Origin of the sequence: Streptomyces sp. NPDC048338 (genome assembly GCF_043201055.1) — a bacterium.
Lineage (GTDB): Bacteria > Actinomycetota > Actinomycetes > Streptomycetales > Streptomycetaceae > Streptomyces.
Genome location: NZ_JBICYQ010000010.1, coordinates 36,073 through 52,197, shown reverse-complemented (window position 1 = coordinate 52,197; position 16,125 = coordinate 36,073). Strand labels below are relative to the sequence as shown.

At 71.7% G+C, this 16,125-nt stretch carries 17 protein-coding genes; 6 read left to right on the top strand and 11 right to left on the bottom strand.

Features of this window, described 5'->3' with window-relative positions:
* Positions 1-5: 5 nt before the first annotated feature.
* A complete protein-coding gene (locus ACGFZF_RS23165; RefSeq protein WP_393556861.1) occupies positions 6-1,544 on the top strand; it encodes a hypothetical protein in 1,539 nt (512 codons plus the stop codon).
* A gap of 21 nt (positions 1,545-1,565) precedes the next feature.
* Here ACGFZF_RS23165 and ACGFZF_RS23160 read toward each other — a convergent pair whose 3' ends face one another.
* From ACGFZF_RS23160 to hemL, 8 genes are all read right to left on the bottom strand, one after another.
* A complete protein-coding gene (locus ACGFZF_RS23160) occupies positions 1,566-2,096 on the bottom strand; it encodes an SRPBCC domain-containing protein (RefSeq protein ID WP_393556859.1) in 531 nt (176 codons plus the stop codon).
* Between the two features lie 117 nt (positions 2,097-2,213).
* On the bottom strand, positions 2,214-3,299 hold the full coding sequence (ccsB, locus tag ACGFZF_RS23155) for a c-type cytochrome biogenesis protein CcsB (protein ID WP_393556857.1): 1,086 nt from the start codon (positions 3,297-3,299) through the stop codon (positions 2,214-2,216).
* Positions 3,296-4,993: a cytochrome c biogenesis protein ResB gene (locus ACGFZF_RS23150; protein WP_393556855.1), complete on the bottom strand. Its 1,698-nt coding sequence runs from the start codon at positions 4,991-4,993 to the stop codon at positions 3,296-3,298. The genes ccsB and ACGFZF_RS23150 overlap by 4 nt, the downstream gene beginning before the upstream one ends.
* 8 nt (positions 4,994-5,001) lie before the next feature.
* Positions 5,002-5,739, bottom strand: coding sequence for a cytochrome c biogenesis protein CcdA (locus tag ACGFZF_RS23145; protein WP_356602718.1), 738 nt, complete (start codon positions 5,737-5,739; stop codon positions 5,002-5,004).
* Between the two features lies 1 nt (position 5,740).
* Entirely contained in the window at positions 5,741-6,346 is a 606-nt protein-coding gene (locus ACGFZF_RS23140) for a TlpA family protein disulfide reductase (protein WP_393556852.1), read from the bottom strand.
* 178 nt (positions 6,347-6,524) lie between these two features.
* Positions 6,525-7,799, bottom strand: coding sequence for a hypothetical protein (locus tag ACGFZF_RS23135; protein WP_393556850.1), 1,275 nt, complete (start codon positions 7,797-7,799; stop codon positions 6,525-6,527).
* Positions 7,800-8,051: 252 nt separating this feature from the next.
* The gene (locus tag ACGFZF_RS23130; RefSeq protein WP_393556848.1) at positions 8,052-8,774 is read right to left on the bottom strand and encodes a histidine phosphatase family protein; all 723 of its coding nucleotides are present in this window, start codon (positions 8,772-8,774) and stop codon (positions 8,052-8,054) included.
* Positions 8,771-10,078 carry a glutamate-1-semialdehyde 2,1-aminomutase gene (gene hemL / locus ACGFZF_RS23125; RefSeq protein WP_147979121.1) on the bottom strand — a complete coding sequence of 436 codons (1,308 nt, stop codon included), beginning with the start codon at positions 10,076-10,078 and terminating at the stop codon, positions 8,771-8,773. Before hemL ends, ACGFZF_RS23130 begins: the two co-directional genes overlap by 4 nt.
* A gap of 258 nt (positions 10,079-10,336) precedes the next feature.
* Here hemL and ACGFZF_RS23120 point away from each other — a divergent pair, with 258 nt between their 5' ends.
* Positions 10,337-10,912, top strand: a complete 576-nt coding sequence (locus tag ACGFZF_RS23120; protein ID WP_393556846.1) for a hypothetical protein — start codon at positions 10,337-10,339, stop codon at positions 10,910-10,912.
* 560 nt (positions 10,913-11,472) lie between these two features.
* Entirely contained in the window at positions 11,473-11,877 is a 405-nt protein-coding gene (locus ACGFZF_RS23115; RefSeq protein WP_393557291.1) for a MerR family transcriptional regulator, read from the top strand.
* A 57-nt stretch (positions 11,878-11,934) separates the two neighbouring features.
* Here ACGFZF_RS23115 and ACGFZF_RS23110 read toward each other — a convergent pair whose 3' ends face one another.
* Positions 11,935-12,816, bottom strand: coding sequence for an ABC transporter substrate-binding protein (locus ACGFZF_RS23110; RefSeq protein ID WP_393556844.1), 882 nt, complete (start codon positions 12,814-12,816; stop codon positions 11,935-11,937).
* 190 nt (positions 12,817-13,006) lie between these two features.
* Here ACGFZF_RS23110 and ACGFZF_RS23105 point away from each other — a divergent pair, with 190 nt between their 5' ends.
* Entirely contained in the window at positions 13,007-13,255 is a 249-nt protein-coding gene (locus tag ACGFZF_RS23105; RefSeq protein WP_393556842.1) for a hypothetical protein, read from the top strand.
* Between the two features lie 53 nt (positions 13,256-13,308).
* Here ACGFZF_RS23105 and ACGFZF_RS23100 read toward each other — a convergent pair whose 3' ends face one another.
* A complete protein-coding gene (locus tag ACGFZF_RS23100) occupies positions 13,309-13,878 on the bottom strand; it encodes a TIGR03086 family metal-binding protein (protein ID WP_393556840.1) in 570 nt (189 codons plus the stop codon).
* Between the two features lie 142 nt (positions 13,879-14,020).
* On the opposite strand from ACGFZF_RS23100, the gene ACGFZF_RS23095 reads away from it, so the two are divergent.
* Both ACGFZF_RS23095 and ACGFZF_RS23090 read left to right on the top strand, forming a co-directional pair.
* On the top strand, positions 14,021-14,881 hold the full coding sequence (locus ACGFZF_RS23095) for a DUF6597 domain-containing transcriptional factor (protein ID WP_393556838.1): 861 nt from the start codon (positions 14,021-14,023) through the stop codon (positions 14,879-14,881).
* Between the two features lie 76 nt (positions 14,882-14,957).
* The gene (locus tag ACGFZF_RS23090) at positions 14,958-15,506 is read left to right on the top strand and encodes a GNAT family N-acetyltransferase (protein ID WP_393556836.1); all 549 of its coding nucleotides are present in this window, start codon (positions 14,958-14,960) and stop codon (positions 15,504-15,506) included.
* An 88-nt stretch (positions 15,507-15,594) separates the two neighbouring features.
* Here the strand turns inward: ACGFZF_RS23090 and ACGFZF_RS23085 are convergent, their stop codons facing one another.
* Positions 15,595-16,044, bottom strand: a complete 450-nt coding sequence (locus ACGFZF_RS23085) for a GNAT family N-acetyltransferase (RefSeq protein WP_393556834.1) — start codon at positions 16,042-16,044, stop codon at positions 15,595-15,597.
* Positions 16,045-16,125 lie beyond the last annotated feature (81 nt).

Here is a 16,125-nt window from a genome sequence, read left to right as displayed (position 1 = left end):
GGACCTTGGCCGACCGGCTGCGCTACCGCGTCTGGTTCACCACCCGCCAGAAGATCGTCACCACCGTCCTCGCCCTGGCCGTGCTCGGCACCGGCATCGGCTACGTCGTGGACCGGGCCACCACCCCGGAGGACCGTTCCTGCGCCCGGGGGGTCGAACGGCCCGCGGGCAGCACTGAGTGCGTCGGCGTGAACGGCGACGGCTACGACTTCGGCGTCCCCTCCCTCACGGAGGTCGCCCGCGCCATCGCCACGGAGAACGCGACGCTCACGAGCGACGAGTACGCCACCGTCGCCCTGCTGCTGCCGCTGACCTCCACCGACCCCGGCATGCGGGTCAAGGTCCGGCACGAGGTGCTGGGCGCCTACGCCCGCCAGTACCGGGCCAACCACGCCTCCAACAGCGAGACCCCCAGGATCCGGCTCGTCCTCGCCAACACCGGCAAGGGCAACGCCCACTGGCGCCCCACCGTGGAACGGCTCAAGACCATGACGGCCGCACCCGACCGGCTCCGCGCGGTCTCCGGTGTCGCCACCAGCTCCACCGAGGTGCGGCAGGCGGTGGCCTCCCTGACCGGCGCGGGCATCGCCGTCGTCGGCACCACCATCACCGCGGACGACATCGCCAACGGCCCCGGCGCCGGCAACAACCGCTACCCCGGCCTGGCCCGGGTCTCCCCCACCAACAGCGACGAGGCCAAGGCGCTGGCCCACTTCGGCAAGGTGGTGGCCGCCAAGGCGCTCCTCGTCCAGGACACCCGCACCGGCGACCACTACACGGACACCCTCAAGACCGCGTTCGCCGCCTCCCTGAAGGGCGCGCCCTACGAGCCGCAGCTCTTCACCTCGCCGCCCGACCCGACCGACGAGGGCACCACCGCGAACACCTTCCGCCAGATCACCCACCTGATCTGCGACACACGGGCGGAGACGGTCTTCTTCGCCGGCCGGCACACGCAGCTGCGCCAGTTCATCAACGCCCTCGGGGCGCGGGGCTGCGCGGAACGGGCCTTCACGATCCTCACCGGCGACGAGGGCTCGTACCTGGGCGCGGACAGCAAGCTCGACCGGAAGGCCCTGAAGACGCGGCTGACCGTCCGCTACGCCTCACTGGCCCACCCCGACGCCTGGAAGCCGGCGCCGGGCCGCCCGGTCCCGCGGACCGGCGGTTCCGCCGCCGCCTACGCGACCTTCCTCACCGACATCGCGCGGGCCTCGAAGACCCCGGTCCCGCTCGCCGACGGCCAGGCGATCATCGCGTACGACGCGATGGCGACGGCGGTGCACGCCATCCGCCAGGCGACCCCGGACGGCAAGCACTACCCGGAGGCGGCGGACGTCGCCACCCAGTGGCCCCAGGTGAAGGGCTCGCTCCGGGTCGAGGGGGCGGGCGGCTGGATCTGCCTGGACAACTTCGGCAACCCCTTCGACAAGGCGGTGCCCATCGTGGAACTGGCCCAGGACGGCTCGCAGCGGTTCGTCCAGATCGCCTGGCCGGAAGGCCGGCCCCCCGCCGCGTCCTGCCTCCCGCCGCGCCGCGGGTGAACGCCCGCCGGCCCACACCCGCTAAGGCTCCCACTTGGGCCAGGGCGCGTCGTCGCGGGCGTAGAGCTCCCGCAGCTCCTGCCAGCGGTCGGCCGACCAGTCGGCCCAGTTCGTGGGCGACCCGTCCAGCGCGGCGGCCAGCCGCTCGAAGTGGTCGTGCCAGGCCGCCAGGGTGTCCAGCTTCTGCTCCCGCGCGCCCCGGAACTCGTTGCCGAACCGCAGCACGGTCGACCCGCCGCCCGCACCGCCCGGCTCCAGATGGAAGCGGATCCGTCCGTGCGGGGGATCGACCGTGTACTCGGCCACGCTCTGCGGGTCCCAGGCCGTCACGCGTCCCGAGACGACCGTGTCCCCGTTGAGCCGGTGCAGTGTCAGCAGCCCCCCGAGCCGGGGCTCCATCGGGTCCGCCTCGCACAGCCACTCCCGCAGGCCGTCGGCCGTGGCGACGGCTTCCCAGACCGGCGCCGCCGGGTGCGGCAGGTCCACCGTGAACCGCAGGAGGTGCGTGTCGCCGTCGTGGGTCTCGCACCTGCCCCGGGGGATCTCGCTCATACCTCCAGCGTCGCCCCGCCGCCGCCCGCCCGCTAGCGCAGGACGGCGGCCCGGACCGAGGGTCCGGGCCGCCGTTCCGCGTGGCCGCGCGCGCTCAGGGGCCCGCGGGCCCCCGGCTCACACGCCCGCGTAGGAGTGCTTGCTGTTCACGAAGATGTTGACGCCGTAGTAGTTGAAGAGGAAGCAGCCGAAGGCGATCAGCGCGATGTAGGCCGCCTTGCGCCCCTTCCAGCCGGCCGTCGCGCGGGCGTGCAGGTACGCCGCGTAGCCGACCCAGGTGATGAAGGACCAGACCTCCTTGGCGTCCCAGCCCCAGTAGCGGCCCCACGCGTCGCCGGCCCAGATCGCGCCCGCGATGATCGTGAAGGTCCACAGCGGGAAGACGGCCGCGTTGACCCGGTACGAGAACTTGTCCAGCGAGGCCGCGGACGGCAGCCGCTCGAGCACCGAGCGGGCGAAGGAGCCGGGGTTCCCCCCGGTCGCCAGCTTGTTCTCGTAGGAGTCGCGGAAGAGGTAGAGCAGGGTGGCGACCGCGCCGAGGTAGAAGACGGCGCCGCAGAAGATCGCGGTCGAGACGTGGATCCACAGCCAGTACGAGTCCAGCGCCGGCACCAGCTGGTCGCTCGGGGTCTTCAGCCAGGTGGTGGCCATGCCCAGGTCGAGCAGGACCGTCGTCACCAGCGGCAGACCGATCCAGCGGACGTTCTTCCGCGCGACGAGGAAGCCGAGGTACGCGCCGACCGCCACGGTGGAGAAGGTGGTGGAGAACTCGTACATGTTGCCCCACGGGGCACGCTGCACGGAGAACGCGCGGGTGACCACCCCGGCGGCCTCGATCAGGAACGCGAGCGCCGTCAGGGACACGGCGATCCGGCCGTACAGGTCGCCCTGCGCCGTGCCGCCGGCCGCGCCGGGGCCGTCCGGGACGTCCCGGGCACCGGCCGAGGAGCGCGTCACGACCCGGGGCTTGTCGAGGACGGCGGTGCCGCCGTCCTGCTTCACCTGGACGGTGACGGCCGGGGCGGACCCGCCGGCGTCGTTCCGCGTGAGCGCGGCGGCCGTCCGGCCCACCTTGCTGCGGCTGCCGAACACCCACTCGGCGATGTGGGCCAGGAAGGCCAGCGTGTAGACGGCCATCGAGGAGTAGATGAGGTAGTCGCTCATCTGCGCCAGGCTCTCGTTGGTCGCGGCGGCGAGGATCACTTGTCAGCCTCTCCAGCTTCGGCAGGTTCTTCTGCGGGTTCCGGCGCGGTCGGCGCCGCCTGTGTGTGGAGCGTGACCGCGAGGTCGGCCAGCTCCTCGGGAAGCTTGGCGGACTCGCTCCGGCCAAGACCCGCCATCTCGACGACGGTGACGCCGTCCTTCCCCTGGACGGCCCGGACCCAGACCCGGCGCCGCTGGATGAACAGCGAGCCGGACAGGCCGGCGATCGCGGCGATCGCGCCCGCGAGGGCGAGACCGTTGCCGGGCTGCTGGGAGATCTGGAAGCTGGCCCATTCCTTGACGTCCTTCTCGAAGGTGATCGAGCCGGCGCCGTCGGGCAGCGTCATCGTCTCGCCGGGCAGCAGCCGCTGGGCGAGCTTGTTGCCGTCCTTGTCCTGGAACTGGGTCATCTTGGACTTGTCGAGCTGGTACACGTTCTGCGGCAGACCGGAGTTCACGCGCAGGTCACCGTGGAAGCCGGTGATCGCCATGACCGGGAAGTCGAGCGCCGGGAACTGCGAGAACATGTCGCCCTTGCCGGCACCGGCGAACGTCGGCACGAAGAAGGCATGGAAGCCCAGCTGCTCCTTCTTGCCGTTCTTGTCGCGGTAGCCGTCCATCACCTTGACCGCGCCGGTGGAGGTGATGTTGTTGTCGATCGGCAGCAGCGGGACGGCCTCGCGCATGACGACCTTCCCGCGGCCGTCCCGGACGGTGACGACGGGCGCGTAGCCGTGGGCGATCAGGTAGACCTTGGAATCGCCGACCTCGAGCGGCTCGTTGACCCGGATGACCGCCTTCTTGTCGGGACCGGTGCCCTCCGCGTACGAGACGGCCGCCTCGAAGGTGCGGGGCGTGCCGCGCTGCGGGCCGTTCTTCTCGTACGTCCCGGTGAACGAGTCCAGCTTGAAGCTGAACGGCTCCAGCTCCTCCGTGCTGAACTGCGAACCGGACTTGAAGTCGTCGTACTGCGTCAGCGTGTTGGCGAAGCCGCCGCCCTCGACGATCAGCTTGCCGCCCTCGGACTTGAAGAGCTGGCCGGTGGCGAACGCCACCAGCATCACGATCAGGGCGAGGTGGAAGACCAGGTTTCCGGTCTCGCGCAGATAGCCCTTCTCCGCGGCGACCGCGTTCCCCACGACGTGGGCGCGGAAGCGGCGGCCCTTCAGCAGCCCGAGCGCCGCCTCACGGACCTGCTCGGGCTCGGCCTCCGTGCGCCAGGTCGTGTACGCGGGCAGCCGGGTGAGGCGGCCGGGCGCGCCCGGCGGGCGGCCGCGGAGCTGGCCGACGAACTGCCAGGTGCGGGGCACGATGCAGCCGATGAGGGAGACGAACAGCAGGATGTAGATCGCGGAGAACCACACCGAGCTGTAGACGTCGAAGAGCTGGAGCTTCTCGTAGAGCGGCGTCAGCGTCTCGTGGGCGTCCTTGAACGCCTGCGCCTTGAGCTCGTCCACGTTGGTCTGCGGGATCAGCGAGCCGGGGATCGCCCCGAGGGACAGAAGGAAGAGCAGGAGCAGCGCCACCCGCATGGAGGTCAGCTGGCGCCAGAGCCAGCGGATCCAGCCGACGACCCCGAGGGTGGGACCGCCGACGACGGTCTCCTCGCGGGGCGCGGTGGACAGCTGGGCCCCGGCCTCGCCGAGGCTGTCCTGCTCCTGGGCACCCGTCGTGCCCGTGTCGGTCTTGCTCATCGGAACTCTCAGATCCCCACCGTGAAGCCGCTGGACCAGCCCTGCATATCGGCCACCATGCTGTCCCACGCACCTGTGAGGAGCAGCAGGCCGGTCAGGATCATCATGCCGCCGCCGATCCTCATCACCCACGCGTAGTGCTTCTTGACCCAGCCGAACGCGCCGAGCGCCTTGCGGAAGGCGATCGCGGCCAGGATGAACGGCACGCCGAGCCCGACGCAGTACGCGACGGTCAGCAGGGCGCCGCGACCGGCGCTGGCCTCCTGCGCGGCGAGCGCGTTGACGGACGCCAGGGTCGGGCCGATGCACGGCGTCCAGCCGATGCCGAAGAGCGCGCCGAGCAGCGGCGCGCCGACCAGACCGGTGACCGGCCTGCGGTGGAAGCGGAACTCGCGCTGGGTGAACCACGGCATGAGGCCGAGGAAGAACCCGCCCATGGCGATCATGAGGATGCCGAGGACCGTCGTGAGCGTCTCGCGGTGCTCCTGGAGCGTCCAGCCGAAGTAGCCGAAGAGGGCACCGCCGGAGACGAAGACCGCGGAGAAGCCGAGGACGAAGAGCGAGGCGCCGGCCGCCATCCGGCCGCGCTTGGCCTCCATCAGGTCGGTGCCGGTGACGCCGGTCACGTAGGAGAGGTAGCCGGGGACGAGCGGCAGGACGCACGGCGAGAAGAACGAGACCAGACCGCCGAGGACGGCGATGGGCAGCGCCAGCAGCAGGGCCCCGCTGAAGACCGTCTCGTTCACGTCACTTCTCCGCCGCGATCGGGTCGATCATGGAGCGGAGCTTGGTCTCGCTCAGAGCCATCAGGGAGCGCGCGGCGATCTTCCCGTCCCGGTCGAGGACGATCGTGGACGGGATGCCCTGCGGGATCAGGGAGCCCTTGGGGAAGCCGTTGAGGATCAGCTTGCCGTCCGGGTCGTAGAGGCTCGGGTAGGTGATGCCGAACTCCTCCTCGAAGGAGACGGCCTTGGACTTGTCGGCGTCGCGGGTGTTGAGCCCGACGAACTCCACGCCCTTGGCCTTGAGCTCCTTGGCGACCTTGGCGAAGTGCGGGGCCTCGCCACGGCAGGGGCCGCACCACGAGCCCCACACGTTCAGCACGACGACCTTGCCCTTGAGGTCGGCGACGTCGAGCCGCGTGCCGTCGAGGGTCTCGCCCGCGATCGCGTTGACCGGCTTCCGCTCGCCCTTGACCACCGTGGAGACACCACCCGTGTTGGTGACGAAGTTGGTGTCACCGCCGCCGCCGGACTTGCCGTTCGTGTCCGATGTGCAGGCCGACAGGGCGAGGGCGGCCGCCAGCGATCCGACGGCGAGCAGCGTGCGTCGAGGGGCTCGGCTAAGGCTCATGTGAAAAGTTTCGCATGGGCGTTCCAGGGATCTTGGGCACCCCCCTACGTGCCCGTAAAGCCCCTTGTCAAGGGGGCTTAAGCGGACGTACAGGGGCTTACGGGGCCGGTCTCGGCAAGATCGGCGAGGCGCCCACAGGGGCCCGCCCGGGCCGACGGACCCGGACGGGACGGCGCCCTCAGGCGGCGGGGGTGCCGGTCGAGGCGCCGGCGGGGCGCAGGAAGGCGTTCCAGCCGCCGGCCGGCGACTGCCCGACCCCCAGCGAGCGGAGCTTCTCGAGGATCTGCGGGTCCTGCACGTCCAGCCAGTCCACGAACTGCCGGAAGGAGACCAGCCGCACGTCCTTCTTGCCCGCCATGCCCTTGAGCGCCTCCTCGACGGCGTCCATGTAGATGCCGCCGTTCCACTGCTCGAAGTGGTTGCCGATGTAGAAGGGCGCGCGGTTGGACTCGTAGGCCCGCCGGAACCCGGCGAGGTACGCCTCGGTGGCCTGCTGCCGCCAGCCGGGATAGCGCGAGGGCATGCCCCGCGTGGTGTTCCGCGACTGGTTGGCGAGGATGTTGTAGTCCATCGAGAGGACCTCGAAGGAGTGACCGGGGAACGGCACGCCCTGCAGCGGGAGGTCCCAGATCCCCTGACGCTTGACCGGCCACGTCTGGAGGCCGCCGGGGGAGCTGGCGTCGTAGCGCCAGCCGAGACGTTTCGCCGTGGGCAGCAGGTTGTCCTGGCCGAGCAGGCACGGGGTGCGTCCGCCGACGAGCTCCTTCGAGTAGTCGAAGGGCAGCGGGTCGAGGTCGGTCCAGCCGCTGTTCGTCTTCCACTCGGTGACGAACTTCGTCGCCTGGTCGATCTCGTTCTGCCACTCGGCGGGCGTCCAGTTGCCGACGGAGCCGGAGCCGCCGCAGAAGTGGCCGTTGAAGTGGGTGCCGATCTCGTGCCCGTCGAGCCAGGCCTGGCGGACGTGCTTGAGCGTCTCCTTGATGTGGTCGTCGGTGAGGTAGCCGATGTCCGAGGCGCCCACGCGGTTGTTCGGCGGGCGGTAGAGGTTCTTCTTGGACTCGGGGAGGAGGTAGATCCCGGAGAGGAAGAAGGTCATCGCCGCGTCGTGGTTGCGGGCGAGTTCGAGGAAGCGCGGGAAGAGCCCGTTGCCGACCTCTCCGGCGCCGTCCCAGGAGAAGATCACGAACTGCGGTGGCGTCTGGCCCGGTTCGAGCGGGACGGGAGCGTCGGGCTGGTTCGGCTGCTTCCCGGTGTCGGAGGTGGAACCGTCACCGATGAGCCGGGCCTCCTCCTTGGTGGGCGGCGGCGTGCTCGGGGTACCCGAGACGTCACCTCCCTTGCCCGGGCCGGATTGCCCCGACTTGTCCTGCTTTCCGGTGCTACATCCGGCGACCCCGAGCGCCGCCGCCCCCACACCTGCTCCGAGTAGGCCCCTTCGAGTGATCCCGCGCATGACGTCCCCATTCGCGCTTGCGTATGACCTCACAGTCATCCAAACCGACAATGAGTGAGATGCCGGGAGGAACACGGAGGTTCCGGGAATTAGCACAAAAATTTCAAGGCGACCAGATGACTTCACGTCATCCGATCGCCTTGACGGTGTACCCGTGCGACGTTACGCCACACGTTCGACGGCGGAGCGGGATACTCCACCACGCGGCGCGAACCCGCCCCGGGCCGGGACGGGTTCGCGGGGAGGGGTTCGCTACGCCCCGAAGGCCTTCGACTTGCCCTTGACCGGCTTCGCGCCCGCGAGGAGGTGCGCCGGGACGAGGTCCCTGGCCGGCTCGCTGTAGCCGACCGACACGATCCGGTCCCCCCGGTACGTGAACGAGGTCAGCGACGCCAGCGTGCACTGCCGCCGCCGCGGGTCGTGCCAGAGCTTCCGCTTCTCCACGAAGCTGCGCACGATCCAGATCGGCAGCTGGTGGCTGACGCAGACCGCCTCGTGACCGCGGGCCGCGTCCTTCGCCGCGTCCAGCGCGCCCATCATCCGGACGACCTGCTCCAGGTACGGCTCGCCCCAGGACGGCCTGAACGGATTGGTCAGGTGCTTCCAGTTGCCCGGCTTGCGCAGGGCGCCGTCGCCGACTCCGAAGGTCTTGCCCTCGAAGACGTTGGCCGCCTCGATCAGCCGCTCGTCCGTGGCCAGGTCCAGACCGTGGCTCTTCGCGACCGGCTGCGCCGTCTCCTGGGCCCGCTCCAGCGGGGAGGCGACGACGTGGGTGATGTCCCGGTCGGCCAGGTGCTCGGCGACCCGGTCGGCCATCCGCCGGCCGAGCTCGGAGAGGTGGTACCCGGCACGGCGGCCGTAGAGGACGCCGTCGGGGTTGTGCACCTCGCCGTGGCGCACCACGTGGACGACCGTGATGTCGTCCTGGCCGGGCCGGTTGTCCGGCAGGCCGCTGTCGATGTGCTCGACGCTCATGCGGTGGCCTCCGCGGCGGCGCGGGCGGCGGCGGGCAGCGCGGCGGCGATCCGCTCGACCGCCCGGTCGTCGTGGGCCGTGGAGACGAACCAGGACTCGAAGGCGGACGGGGGCAGGTAGACGCCGTCGGCCAGCATCGAGTGGAAGAAGGCGTTGAAGCGGAAGGCCTCCTGCTTCTTCGCGTCGTCGTAGTCGCGCACCTCGTCCGCCGTGAAGAACACGGAGAACATGTTGGACGCGGTCTGCAGCCGGTGGGCGACGCCCTCCTTGGCGAGCGCGCCGGTGACCAGCCCCTGGATCTCCCGGGAGACCGCGTCGACCTTGTCGTACGCGGCCTGGTCCAGCAGGCGCAGCTGGGCGAGGCCCGCGGCCGTGGCGATCGGGTTACCGGAGAGGGTGCCCGCCTGGTAGACCGGGCCGGCCGGGGCGAGGTGGCCCATGACGTCGGCGCGGCCGCCGAAGGCCGCCGCCGGGAAGCCGCCGCCCATGACCTTGCCGAAGGTCATCAGGTCGGGAGCGACGCCGTCGACGCCGTACCAGCCGGCACGCGAGGTCCGGAAGCCCGTCATGACCTCGTCGGAGATGTAGAGCGCGCCGTTCTCGCGGCACAGGTCCGCCAGGCCCTGGTTGAAGCCCGCGACCGGCGGGACGACGCCCATGTTGCCCGGCGACGCCTCGGTGATGACACAGGCGATCTCGCCCGGGTGCGCGGCGAACGCGGCCCGGACGGCCTCCAGGTCGTTGTACGGCAGGACGATGGTGTCCCCGGCCTGAGCGCCGGTCACGCCGGGCGTGTCGGGCAGACCGAAAGTGGCCACACCGGAGCCGGCCGCGGCCAGCAGCGCGTCCACGTGCCCGTGGTAGCAGCCGGCGAACTTCACGACCTTCGCCCGGCCCGTGAAACCGCGGGCCAGCCGGATCGCCGACATCGTGGCCTCCGTGCCGGAGGAGACGAGACGGACCTGCTCGACCGGCTCGATCCGGGCGACGATCTCCTCGGCGAGCGCGACCTCGCCCTCGCCCGGCGTGCCGAACGAGGTACCGCGAGCGACGGCCGCCTGCACCGCGGCGATCACCTCGGGGTGGGAATGGCCGAGGATCATCGGACCCCACGAGCAGACGAGGTCGACGTACTCACGACCGTCCGCATCGGTGAGGTAAGGGCCGGTACCGGACACCATGAACCGGGGCGTTCCGCCCACGGCCCGGAAGGCGCGCACCGGCGAGTTCACGCCGCCGGGCGTCACGAGGGACGCGCGGTCGAAAAGCGTCTGTGAGACTGGGGCTTCGTATGAATACGGCACTGTGGTCCTGACCTGCGAGTACGGCTGTGAGTACGGAAGGAGTGCGTGGGCACCCTGTGCGTTACGCCGGGGCGTCGGTGCTCCGCGTCTGCGAAACTGGGGCGTCATAGGGATGGCTCACGGAATCCATGGTGTCAGAGGGCCGGACGTTCTTGCGGACAGGTGTTTCACCGCGAGAGCGTGGGGGAGGTCACTGAACACGGTGATCGGGTTGCACGGCGGGGGTCGTGCTGCCCAAAAAAGCAGTCGGGTGGAGATATGCATCGCGGTGGCGGACTGGGTGAGGGGACGGACGACCTGGGTCCCGAGCCTGCCCGGCGGGGGAAGCACCGGCGACGGCGTACGGAAGAACCCGCAGGGTCGACGGAATCCACGACAGGGAGCGGGAGTGGCCGGTTGGGGGTGACGTACAAGTACTTCGGCGCACCGGACGGCGCCACGGCGGCCCGCGTCCCGATCTCGATGCGCCCGGAGGAACTGGGCGGCGACGAGCTCGGCATGGGCGGCATGTTCACCAAGATCAAGCCGGAGACCATAGCCGCCATGGTGCTCACCGGTATCCAGGGCATGCCCCTGCACAAGGTGCCCCCACTGGAACTGGTGGTGCTCCATCCCGACTACGCCGTCGTGAAGCTGCCCATGACCGTCGTCGATCCGCTCCGCGGCATCGGCGAGGAGTCGGTCGGCGCCGCCGCCTTCATCTGGTCCACGGTCCCGGACCGCGGCGGCCCGAGGGACGCCTTCAACGTCTACCAGCTGCTGCACGAGTGGCAGGACTTCTCGGTACGCCTCCACGAGGCGGGACACCAGCCGTACTGCCTGGTGTGGCCCTGACCTGACGTTCTCCGCGCCACGCGCGGGGGATCTTTCCGGCGCTTTCCGCCCTGCCCTCCCGGGCCGGGGCGAGGGCGGCGCCCGGCTGCCCGCCCGTCCGCGGCGGCTTCCTCGGTTCGGCTTCCGGCCGACTCCTCCGCACACTTCCGGCCGGATTCCGCCGGGCTTCCCCCGTTCGGCTTCCGGGCCTGCTGCTTCCGGCCTGCCCCTTCAGGTCACCCGTTCTGACTTGCCCCTTCCGGCTCACAGCTTCCGGCTCACCCGTTCCGGCTCACCCTTTTCGTCGGCTCCGGAGGGCGCACGGGCACACCGGGTGGCCCTTCGACCGCGTTGCGCCGCCTTTCCGACTCACATAAGTGCTGAAGTTATGACGAATGGGATGTAATGCGCGGGTATCGCGCCCGCAGCAGCCTGACGAAGGGAAGGACGCCGTGGGCAGAGACCTGGGCAGGGACAGAGGAGTACGCGCGGGCACGGGCATGGACGGGGCCGTCCGGGGCCTGGGCCGGGGGACGAACCTCGGGATCGGCGTGCGCAGGCGGCACATCCCCGGGGAGCCCATGCAGATCGGCGAGGTGGCGGCGCGCACCGAACTGTCGCTGCGCACCATCCGCCACTACGAGGACGCCGGCCTGGTCGTCCCTTCCGCCAGCTCCCAGGGCGGCTTCCCGCTCTACACCGACGCCGACGTCGCTCGGCTGATGGTGATCCGCCGCATGAAGCCGCTCGGTTTCAGCATCGACGAGACCCGCGAACTGCTGCGGGCCGTGGACCGGCTCGGCGCGGACCGACCCGGCACGGACACGGAACTGCCGGCGGCCGAGCGCGCCGCCCTGGTCGCCCGGGTCCGGGGCTACGAGCAGGCGGCCACCGAACGGGTCGCCGAGCTGCGCGCCCAGCTCGCACGGGTGGAGGAGTTCGCCGCCTCGCTGCGGGAACGGCTGGGGGACAGCGCCACCGTGTGAGCCGCGACACCGGGTGCCCGGGCCCCCGGCAGCCGGCCCCGCGCGCCGGGGCAGCCCTCAGCCTCGGAGCGCCTCGGCGATGTCCCGGAAGAAGCGGCCGTACGCCGCCGGGCTCGGCGGGGTCTCCGGGTTCCACGGCGCCACCCGCGCGTCACCCACCGGCGGGAGGGCCTCGGGTCGTACGGCGTTGGACCGGTTGTCGAAGAGCACCAGGTCCGGGGCGAGCCCCGCGGCGTGCTCCCGGTCCGTGGTGAGCCAGTTGGCACCGGGTCCGGGACCGGGGTCGAGGAGGCGTACGCCGAGTTCGAGAAGCCGGGCCAGCTCGGGCCATGCCTGCGGTCGGGCCAGATGGACCTGGTCCGGGCCGGCGGCGGACAGCGCCAGCACGGTCGCGGTCGTGCTCCCCGCGACGGCGGCGATCGCCGCCTCGGACGCCTCGACGGTCCCCGCACCCCTCGCGTCCGGATCCACCGCACCCGCGTCGGCGGCGTCCGGGCCGGGGGCGGCACCGTCGCGCAGCGCGGCTCCCAGATCCCCGAACCGGCCGATGATCGCCGTGAGCGGCTGGTCGCTCCCGACGGAGAGCACGGCCGCGGGCACCCCGAGCCGGTCGGCGACCGCCTCGTCCAGCGCGTACGCGCTCTTCCCGTCGTAGCTCACGTCCACCACCAGGTCCGGCCGCAGCTCCCGCAGGACGTCCTCTTCCAGGGTCCGGCCGGGCCCGAGGTACGGGACACCCGCCGCCGCCAGGTCCCCCGCCTTGACCGGGTCGAGCGTGCTGCCGTCGTGCCCCGATCCGTACACCGCGACGGGCGTCACGCCCAGGTCCCGTAGCGCGGCCCCGGCCCGCACGTAGGCCACGACCCGCTCCGGCCTGCGCGCGGCCGTCAGCGCCACTCCCCTGTCGTCCGTGAACCCCCACGCCCCTGCGTCCGACATGCGGCTGCTCCCTCCCGGCCGGATTTCTCCCACTCCCGCCACCTTGGAGCGCTTCTCCGAGCCGCACAAGAGGGCCTCGACCCTGCCCGGCCGCCGCCGGAAGAGGGACAATCGGAAGGGTCAGCGCCGTGCGTGCGCGCCGTCAGCCGGAGCGCGCCGCCGTACCGGCCCTCGCGCCCCGGAGTCAGCCATGCCGTCCCTGCCCGGCCCGTTCTCGGACCCTCGTGTGATCACGCTTCTCGGCCTGCTCGCCGTCACCGCGACGGCGTGGGCGGTGGCCCTGGGGCAGCGAGCCCGCGCCCGCCGCGCGCGGGCGGACATGCCGTTGGAGAGGGTCTGGCACCCTCAGGAGTCCGTGTCCCTGACCGCCGCCGAGGAGGACACCTTCGGCCAGGTCGTCTCCCGCCTCTCGCTGGGCTCGGCGGGCCGCCTGCGGTGACGAGGGCGCCCGGAGCGGACCACGGCGTACGCCGGCGCCCGCACGTCGGGGGATCAGGCCCAGGCGCGCGGGTCGCGGCCCGTCGTGGCGAGGAGGCGCTCGAACGGGTCCGCTCCCTCCGGCAGCTCCACGGCCTCCTTGAAGACGTTCATCTTCCGGGCCATGGGCGCCATCCGCTCCACCTCCCCCGTCAGCCCCTCCACCACGGCCGGGTCCGGCCGGAACGGCCGGCCCGTCGCGCGGGCCAGGTCCCAGATGTGGACGGTGAGGTCGAGCAGCACCATGGACGCGACCGTCCGCGCGGGCATGTCCATGGCCCCCGTGGTGCCTTCCTCGGCGCCCGGCGCGGACCAGGCGGCGACCAGCTTCCCGGTCTCCGCCTCGAAGCCGGCGCGCCAGTCGCCCTCTGCCACGTAGTCCGGCGTGACGGAGAAGTCGGACGGCCGCTTGGCGGCGAGGGCCTGGAAGTTCACGACGACGTGCAGCAGGTGGTTCAGCAGCGCGCGCACGTCGTACTCGGCACAGGGAGTGGGCGCGCCGAGGCTGTCCTCGGGGATGCCCCGCACCACGGGGACGGCCTGGGTGACGGCGGTGTCGAGCAGTTCGCTCATGCGGTACGTCATGGGTCCACGCTGCCCGCTCCCGCCCCTGCCGTCTTGAAGAAACGCGCCAGAGCCGGGAGTCCCCGTGGGGAGGGCACCCGTTCTGTCCGCCCCCACTCACTGATCCGGCCTCATCGGCAAGACACCCCCTAGCATCACGAGCATGAGCCCTGACGGACCACGTCGTGACACCCGGGGCATCGTCGACGCCGCCGAGCTGATGACGCACGTCCGCTTCCGCCGCCGCGAGCCGGCCCCGGAGCTGCGTCCGTATCTGGAGCACTACTGGCTGATCGACTGGGACCTCGCCGAGCCGTACGCGAGCCATGTCGTCCCGCACCCCTGCGTGAACGTCGTCTTCCAGCGCTACGAGAGCGCCGACGGCGGCGGGGACGCGGACTCGTTCGGCGAGGTCGCCGGGATCGGTCTCGAACTCTTCACGAAGAAGCTCGCGGGGCGCGGCCGTGTCTGCGGGGTGCAGTTCCGGCCCGGCGGCTTCCGGCCGTTCGCGCCGGCGTGGCCGGTGTCCCGCTGGACGGGGCGCCGGGTCCCGCTCGACGAGGTGTTCGCCGGTGTCGGAGAGACCGCGGGGAGCACGGTCGCCGCCGTGCTCGATCCGGCGACCGACGACGCGCGCGTGGCCGCGCTCGACGCCTTCCTGCTGGCCCAGGGCCCCGCGCCCGATGCCCAGGCCGAACAGGCCATGGCGCTGGTGGACCTGGTCCGCCGGGACCGCACCGTGCGGCGGGTGTCCGAACTGGCCGCGGCGGGGGGCCTGTCCGCGCGCTCCCTGCAGCGACTGTTCGCCACCCGCGTCGGTGTCGGCCCGAAGTGGGTCATCCTGCGCTACCGCATCCACGAGGCCCTGGAACGCGCCGAGTCGGGGGAAGGCCCGGACACCCTCGACTGGGCCCGGCTCGCGGCCGACCTCGGCTACAGCGACCAGGCCCACCTGGTCAGGGACTTCACGGCGACGGTCGGGGTGCCTCCCACGGCCTACGCCCGCCAGGTGTCGGACCCCTGACCCGGACGTCCGGCGGGTGTCGGACCTCCGCTCCGGACGTCCGGCGGGTGTCGGACCCCTCGCCTAGGGTGCGGGCATGGACTCTCTCACCGATTCCCGCGTGCGCCTGGAGCCGTGGTCCGAGCAGGACTTCGAGCTTCTCCGGGCCATGAACGCACCGGAGTTGATGGAGCATCTCGGCGGCCCCGAGACCGAGGAGGCGCTCGCCGGGCGTCATCGGCGCTACGTGGACCTGAGCACCGACACCACGGGCAGGGGACGGATGTTCCGCGTCGTCCTGCTCCCCGAGGAGCTCGCGGTCGGCAGCATCGGCTACTGGGCGCGGACCTGGGACGGGGAGGAGGTGTACGAGACCGGCTGGACGGTGCTCCCTGGCTTCCAGGGTCGGGGCATCGCGACCGCCGCGACGCTGGCGGTGGCCGCGCAGGCGCGGGCCGCGGGTCTGCACCGCTTCCTGCACGCCTTCCCGTCGACGGACAACGGGCCGTCGAACACGGTCTGCCGCAAAGCCGGTTTCGAGCTGCTCGGCGAGCAGGGGTTCGAGTACCCGCCGGGCCGGCCGATGCGCTGCAACGACTGGCGGCTCGACCTCCGCTCCCGGGACTCCACGACCTCCGGTACCTGATCCGGGCGGGGCGGCCGCCTCTCCCGTCCCTCCCGCGCGCCGCCCGCTTCGGCGGCCCGGGGGAGAGGGGACGGGAGCGGCTGCCGGCTCAGCCCTGCGCGGCCCGGCCGTCCAGCTTCTTCGTGAAGTGGAAGCCGACGATGTCGAGGCGTTCGCGCAGGTAGAAGCGGTGGGCGGCGGTGCGGTGGGTGCCGGAGTCCAGGTTCAGCTCGAAGCAGCCCTCGTCGCTCGCGTGCCGTTCCAGATGGGCGAGCAGGCCGCGCCCGACACCCGTGGATCGGGTGGTGGCGGCAGTGACGAGGTCGTCGACGTAGAGCTTGCGGATCGAGCTGGTGTTGTGGACGATCCGCCAGCCCGCGGCGCCCACGCAGCGCCCGTCGTCCGCGTAGGCGGCGGTGAAGCGCAGCCCTTGGACCCGGCCGCGCTCCTGCACCTCGGCGAAGAGCTCGGGGGTGAGGTGGGGACGCAGCTCGCGCAGGACGGGGAGCAGGTCGGACTCCAGGCGGGGGTCGCCGTACTCGAGGTCGATGATCTTCATGGGCGGGACGGTAGCGCACGGGCCCGACGGACCTCGTGGGCCGGTCGACGGGCGGGCCCCTGGGCAGGGACGGGCCTCGGG